The following is a 7,517-nucleotide window of genomic DNA, read 5'->3' as shown; positions in this document are numbered from 1 at the left end:
CTTTCTTTTATTTTATTACATGAGAATGGATATTTTAAGAAAAAATAAAGGCTGTCGAGATTTTCTCGACAGCCTGACTGCCTTTTCATAAGGCAGTCTTTTTTTATTCTCCTGTAATCAAAAGAATGATTTGAAGCGGTTTTGGAAAATTGCTCATACACACACATCATCACATTCCGCTAATCGATTTGTCATTTGTATGACCGACAGTCTCAATCAAATTTCCTTTCACTGCGAGACGCCCTTCGGTTTCCACAGCTTTGTCGCATGTGATTAATGTAATTTCCTTTTCTTTTGTATCCTGAATCACATCTGCATCTATTTGAGAAATCATTTTTATTGATGTCACAGAGTAAATATAATCTTTTTTGAAATCTGTGATCACAATTTTGGCGCCTTTTTTTATGTTGGCCAGAGGTCCGAATAAAAGGTTCTTCTGCTTCAGGTGATGGCCTGCCAATGGATAGTTTCCCTCGCCCATTTTCTGATCCGGGCGCATTGTTGCCGCTCCGATCAACAGGTTTTCATTGGTGGTGCCTTTTAATATGGGGAGCTCCAGATCCACACTTTCAATGGTGATCCTGCCGATTATTGTCTTCGGATCCCGATCGAAGCCCGCCTTTATAGCTTCCGATAGCGTGGGCGGCTGTATGGAATCGAAATCAAATTCTGCTTCTTCCTCATTATTTTCTTGCAGCTGCTTCACAGTCAATTCCGACTCATACTGGTTTTTGCTAAGGTAAGCGATGAGACTTCCTTTTATGAAAGGAGAAAAGATAAGCAGCAGGCCGGAAAGAATAAACACCGCAATGATTATCTTTTTATACATGCAGTCCATTCCTTTCTTATGCGTCATGCTATGAGGGATGATCTGTTAAAAAAGCACCTGATCTAATCTTCAATGATCAGGTGCCATCACATTTATGCCTTTCTTTGTTTCTTTCTTGAGACATGTGCCAAAGTTCCGCCTGCTAAGAGCAGAAGAATGCCGATCATAACCGGCACCGTACTGTCTGTATCACCGGTTTTTGGAAGAGAATTGTCTGTTTTTGTGTGGCCAGCTGTATCATCGGCTTTTGGATGTGAATTGTCTGTTTTCACATGACCATCTGTACCATCGGTTTTTGGATGCTGTCCATCTCCCTTCACGTTTTTATCCGGTGTATCATTGCTCGGCGTTGGCGTTTTTAATTTTTGATTAGAGGCGATAACCTCAACAGGTTTTGACTGTCCTTTTTCAATGGTGAATCCAATTGGTGTGTCATCCAGTTTATAGCCATCGGGCGCCTTCGTTTCGATAAGCTGGTAGCGCCCCGGCGCAAGGCCTTTAATAGTGAATTGTCCATTTTGATTTGTTTTCCATAATTTGGAGATTCCTTTGCCGTTACCATCAGTTGTTACAGGCTTGCCGTTGGCGTCCAATAACTTGAATTCAGCACCCTCTAAAACGGCTTTTTTATCGTCTTGATCCACTTTTGTCAGTTTCACGTCGCCTGGTGTCAGTATATTCTCCGCGGTGATTTCGACTGGCTTTGTTTCAGTATTGGTGATCTTGAACGGTATTGGCGTTTTATCCAAACTGTAATTCACTGGCGCTTTTGTTTCGACAAACTGATACTTGCCTGCTTTAAGACCGTGTACGGTAATCTGTCCCTTGTCATCAGTTGTCAGGCCGGATTTCAGAACTTTGCCGTTGGCATCAGTCAGATTAAACTCCGCTCCTTGAAGAACTTTCTCTTTATCATGTTGATCCACTTTTGTGAGAACGACACGGTTCTCGGTGTTGACAGCTGTTACTTCAACTTGTTCTGGTTGGCCGCCATGTTCAGCCTGAATCGTGAACGGCACCGGGCTTTCGGATAGGAGATAGCCGTCTGGCGCCTGTTTTTCAACAAATTGATAACTTCCCGGAGCCAAACCTGCAACCTCAATTTTACCGCCTTCTTTTGAGACAAGGTCAGCTTTTACTGTGTTTCCGTTGTGATCAACAATTTTGAAAACTGCACCCGCTAATCCTTTTTCGTCTTGATCTACTTTCGTCAGTTGAACGGAGCCTTTATAGTTAACGGCTATCCCGGCATCTGCTGATTCCGGCTTTCCTTCTGCTGATTCGGAGATGGTGAACTCTTTTCTCTCCGTGTTCAGTACATAACCCTCAGGCGCTTTCGTTTCAACAAAAGCGTAACGTCCTGGTGCGAGGCCTGAAGCTATGATCTTTCCGTCTTTATCCGAGGTCAGCTCTTCTTGAACCGTATGGCCCTCGTCATCGACAATCTTGAAAACGGCCCCTTCAAGTTTCTGCCCTTTGGCATCTTCCTTCACCAGCTGAACGGAGCCTTTATCGTTAACGGCTATCCCGGCATCTGCTGATTCCGGCTTTCCTTCTGTTGATTCAGAGATGGTGAACTCTTTTCTCTCCGTGTTCAGTACATAACCCTCAGGCGCTTTCGTTTCAACAAAAGCGTAACGTCCTGGTGCGAGGCCTGAAGCTATGATCTTTCCGTCTTTATCCGAGGTCAGCTCTTCTTGAACTGTATGGCCCTCGTCATCGACAATCTTGAAAACGGCCCCTTCAAGTTTCTGCCCTTTGGCATCTTCCTTCACCAGCTGAACGGAGCCTTTATCGTTAACGGCTATCCCGGCATCTGCTGATTCCGGCTTTCCTTCTGTTGATTCAGAGATGGTGAACTCTTTTCTCTCCGTGTTCAGTACATAACCCTCAGGCGCTTTCGTTTCAACAAAAGCGTATCGTCCCGGTGCGAGGCCTGAAGCTATGATCTTTCCGTCTTTATCCGAGGTCAGCTCTTCTTGAACCGTATGGCCCTCGTCATCGACAATCTTGAAAACGGCTCCTTCAAGTTTCTGCCCTTCGGCATTCTCCTTCACCAGCTGAGCGGAGCCTTTATAGTTAACGGCTATCCCGGCATCAGTTGATTCCGGCTTTCCTACTGCTGATTCAGAAATGATAAATTCTCGTTTCTCGGTGTTTAATACATATCCGTTCGGGGCTTTCGTTTCGACAAAGGCGTATCGTCCCGGCGCAAGGCCTGATGCCTCTACTTTTCCGTCTTTATTCGAAGTCAGCTCTTCTTGAACTGTACGGCCTTCGTCATCGATAATCTTGAAGACGGCTCCTTCAAGTTTCTGTCCTGCGGCATCTTTCTTCGCTAAATAGGCCCTTCCTTGATAATTGACCATTTCTCCCAATTCTACGTCAGACACTTGATTCTTATCATTCTTTGCGATTGAGAAATGAATCGCCTTCGTATTCACGATAAAGCCAGCAGGGGCTTTCGTTTCTGTCAGGCGGTAATAGCCCGCCGGCAAACCATTCATTTCGATTTTTCCGTTTTTATCGCTTTTGATATCCGTTTCTACCAAAGTATAGGTGCCGTTGCCCGCCTTTTTCTCCAGCTTGAAAACAGCACCAGCTAAAGGATTTTTTTGTTCGTCTTTTTTGATAAGCGTCACCTTGTTCTGTTGATTTACGACTTTGTACAGCGCTCCTGTCTTGGATGAGTTGCTGTCTATCTTAACAGAGACTCCTTTTGCATAAGCATCGCCGATGGTATATCCGTCAGGCGCTTTTACTTCTTTTAATACGTAAGAGCCGTAGCGAATATTTCCGAATGTAAGCTTACCATCGGCACCTGTTGTGCCATTGCGCAGGAGCTGCTTGGCGTCTTCAGACCATAACTGAAACTCTGCTCCTCCAAGAGCTTTATCGTCCTCTCCTGTCTTTAAAATCGTCAGGCTTCCTTTTTCTCCAGATCCGGAACCGTCGCCGCTTGAAATGGCAACAAAGATCGAGCTGCTGGTTTCTTGGGTCTGCTCTTTCACATTTGTCCCAGAAATGGACACCTTATTTTTAACGTGCCCGTTCGTGCCGGCTATGTTAATCAGAGACCGGTATTTGATCACATAGGCACGGTCAATTTGCTTATAGCTGCCTATGAATTGCAGGACAAACGATTGTTCACCTGTTGTATTGTCGGTTTTGATGTCTACCGTGTAGTCTTTGTCTTTTTGGAGCTCGACATCGCCCGCGGTCAGATTTCCGCTGCTGTCTTTGACCACACCGTTTTCATCATATTTTGCTTGATATACTTTAAAAGAATCTGCATCTAGTATTTGATTATCATCTGGCGTGTCAGTAACTTTCACGTCATCCAGCGTTGATTGGCTGGAGTTGACGTTGATATTCCAATCAATGTAGCTGCCATTTTGTTTGCCGCCTTTGAAAACCAGGTTTCCTCCGTTCACAACTGAAACAGAACCCGTCAACGTGCGGTCTGCATAACCGTCATTATAGTATGTTGCCTTGTTTGTGTACTGGTTCTGATCAATGACCTGCCCCTTGAGTGATGTCTTAAACTCAATCAGATATGGTACAGAATCGCCTGTTTTAAGGTGTACCGTCAGAGTGCGTTCATTTTTCTCTGAAGGCTCTTCGACATCATACTTGGAAGGGTCAAGCGCGTCTCCTTCTGTGATGGAGCCGTTTTTATTGATCGTATAGCTCTTTACCACAACGGAACCCGGCACAAATTGCTGAGGATCTGTTATGGCATCTTTTATATAAGGGTTTTTCATCGGCTCGCCATTATAATTGACGCCGATTTTCCACGTGATTTCCTTTGAAACTGCGTTGTATGAACCGTTTTTGAAACCATTATTTGAAGTCTGATGATTCGGCGTAAAACCGCTTGATACCTTATTCGTGCGCTCATTGCCGTTTTGATCAGTCCATGTCGACTGAGCTGTATTCTTAACACTTTCGTTAGAATAATCGGCATTGAAAGTTGTCGTATAAATGATCTTAAACTGACTGTCTGTTTTTTTGTAATCCCCGATCAATGCCAAAGTAAAGCCTTTATGATCCGGTTTCTTTGTGAAATTGTAGTCTTTGCCTTCCTGCAATGTTTTGTTATTGGTTGTGTCTTGAATCTTGAATGACCCGTCAATTAATGCCAGACCGCCGCTGTCGAATTGATCATCTAAAGTCCAATTGTTCATTGTATAGCGGTTTTTATTAACTGTGATCGTCCAATCAACCGTCTTCTTCTCATAATCAACGTTTGAATATCCTTTGATGAGATTCTGCTGAATGGCTATGCCAGAAGCTTCTTTTGAATCCCCTGTTCCGGTCACCACGCTATTGGTGTACGTTGTCGATTTATCAATGATGACTCCGCTGTTGACCTTTGTTTGATATGTGATTTTGTAAGCGCTGGTAACGGTTTTATTAAATTTGATTTCAAATCCGCTTCCATTATCGGTCAGCGTGTAGTCCTCGCCTTCCTTTAAAGGCGTTCCCGCTTGCTCGCTCCCGTTCTGTCCAAAGGCAATAGGAATAACCTTCAAAGAATCTTTTACGAGGTGCAAATCGCCAGTTCCAAAAGAATCCTTAATGCTGGCCTTGGATTGATCGATCTGTTTCTCACCGTAGTTGTATGAAAGAGCCCAGCTGAATGTTTGAGATTCTCCATCATATCCTGTTGATGATTTCGCGATCATTTTTCCATATTTGGCTGCAACAGTGGCTTCGGCAGAGATGGGTTCCAGGTCATCTCCGCTGAATGCTGCCTTGTTCGTCAGCGTTAGATTTCCACCTTCACTCGGCTTCGCACTATTATCAATGTCAGTTTCATATACAAGGCGGTAGGCTGAATCGATTGTCCCGTCAAATGTGACATTTCCTTTTGAATCAACGCTGTAACCGGAAGAAACTTCATTTCCTTTGCTGACAGACCCATCAATGTTCACATTGAGTTCATACACTTTAACTGAACGGTAGATTAAGCCCTCTGGAAGGCTTTCCGTGAGTTTGGCATTTTTGACTTGATCCAACTTTTTATTGACATCGACCGTCCATGTTACTTTACCGGGGTTGATGCCTTTATCCAGTGCACCTGATTTGTCAATGGTTTTACTCACATTTGGTTTAAAATAAACTGTTGTTTCAGGAGTATCGGAACTCACAGGGAATGGAATCTTTTGTGTTGTCGAACCCGTTATTTTTTTCTCGTTGAACTGTGTATTGATAACCAATGTGCCTTTGACATTAGAACTTTCTTTTACCTCGCCGTTAAATGTCATCACCACATGTCCGTTCGTATCAATAGAAAATGTCCCGTAGGTGGTGTCTCCGGCGCTTAACGGCAGGTTCAAAATGTCATTATGCATAATAAATTCTTTAGGCAAATCAAATTCATATTTATCGCCGGCATTGATTGTTTTTCCCAAATCATCAGGAATGGCCCAATCAATTGAAATTTTCACCGAAGAATTCGTATCGGCGCGATTGCCCTTGTCATATGGCTTTCCGTTTTCATCCGTCAATGTCACGCCGGTTAAAATATGTTGCGTGATTTGTTTTTCTTCAGTTTGCAAGCTTTTGAAAGCTGATTGACTTGAGGATGACACGTTTTTTGAATCATCGCTCTTAGGAGAATCACTGCTCTTAGAGTCTGCCGATGGTTTTGGTTCCTCTTCTTTTTGATCCTTGCTGACTGAAGGCGCAGATTTGTCATCTGTCCCTTTCTGATCTCCCGCAGTATCAGAAGAGTCGTTTTTTGGCTCTTCCGCCTCGGCGTCTGGTATCTCATCTTTCTTGATAGGGATAATCACCTGCTGGGTTTTGCCTCCCCCTAGTTGAAAAAGGGCTGCTGCTGTATGTTCATCGTCTTTTACATCTGCCGTAAACGCGGCTGGCAGTGTAATGGTCCCCTTGGCATTCGGAGAATCCGCGGATGCAGTTATTAATTTCACCGTCATGGTGCTGCTGCCCGCCGGCACTTGATAGCTGCCGATGACCTGATCAGCAGATTTGATCTCACCTTCTGCACCTTTATCAAATGTAAAGCTTTCAGGTATCTCCACATGGATATCCTGTTCGCTGTCAGCTTCTTTATCCTTTTTCAATGACCATTCATATGTCAGTGTCACTTCATCCCCCGGCTTTAATGCCGGTTCGTTTCCTTTTGACCCGTCAACTACCTGATGATTGACGTCTTTGACCGTCACCGAATCGAAGAATTGGCTGTCGTTTGACGATACGCCCACAGCCTCCGCTGTAAGAGTATAGCTGGCAATCTGGCTGAAAAAGAATAAGATGGCCAGACCGATGATCATAACGATCCGCCCGCTTTTTTTCAGCCCTGAGGGAAAGCTCCTACTTCTCAACTTTTCATTCCTCCCTTTTCATATCTATTTTTCACTTGCCGATTGATCCGCGAGACCATAACTCATGTCTCATCCCCAAAAATAACTGTTCATGCCGAATGAGTGTAACAACTAAGATTTGCCATCCGAACCAAACTACATTGTATGAAATGAAACTATACAAATTCTGTACAACTAAAACATCATGTATGATTCAAGTGAATGTGAGATTTGAAGTTTCAAGCGGAGACATATGGAGAGGGACTGCCCTGAGGATGACATGTACAAAAAGCGTATCCAGCCAGTGTGCATTGATAGGGCACACTGGCTGGATACGCTTTTTGTTATGAACA

Annotated in this window: 2 protein-coding genes; both read right to left on the bottom strand. The window is 44.0% G+C overall.

From position 1 onward, the window contains the following. Window positions 1–169: 169 nt before the first annotated feature. The gene (locus tag MTN95_RS11595) at window positions 170–829 is read right to left on the bottom strand and encodes a class A sortase (RefSeq protein ID WP_248338211.1); all 660 of its coding nucleotides are present in this window, start codon (window positions 827–829) and stop codon (window positions 170–172) included. A gap of 92 nt (window positions 830–921) precedes the next feature. After that, window positions 922–7,185 carry a SpaA isopeptide-forming pilin-related protein gene (locus MTN95_RS11590; RefSeq protein ID WP_248338210.1) on the bottom strand — a complete coding sequence of 2,088 codons (6,264 nt, stop codon included), beginning with the start codon at window positions 7,183–7,185 and terminating at the stop codon, window positions 922–924. Window positions 7,186–7,517 lie beyond the last annotated feature (332 nt).

The organism is Bacillus sp. 2CMS4F (assembly GCF_023161785.1).
Classification (GTDB): domain Bacteria; phylum Bacillota; class Bacilli; order Bacillales; family Bacillaceae; genus Bacillus; species Bacillus halotolerans.
The sequence above is the reverse complement of the archived record's forward strand: the minus strand, read 5'-3'. Positions and strand labels throughout refer to the sequence as shown.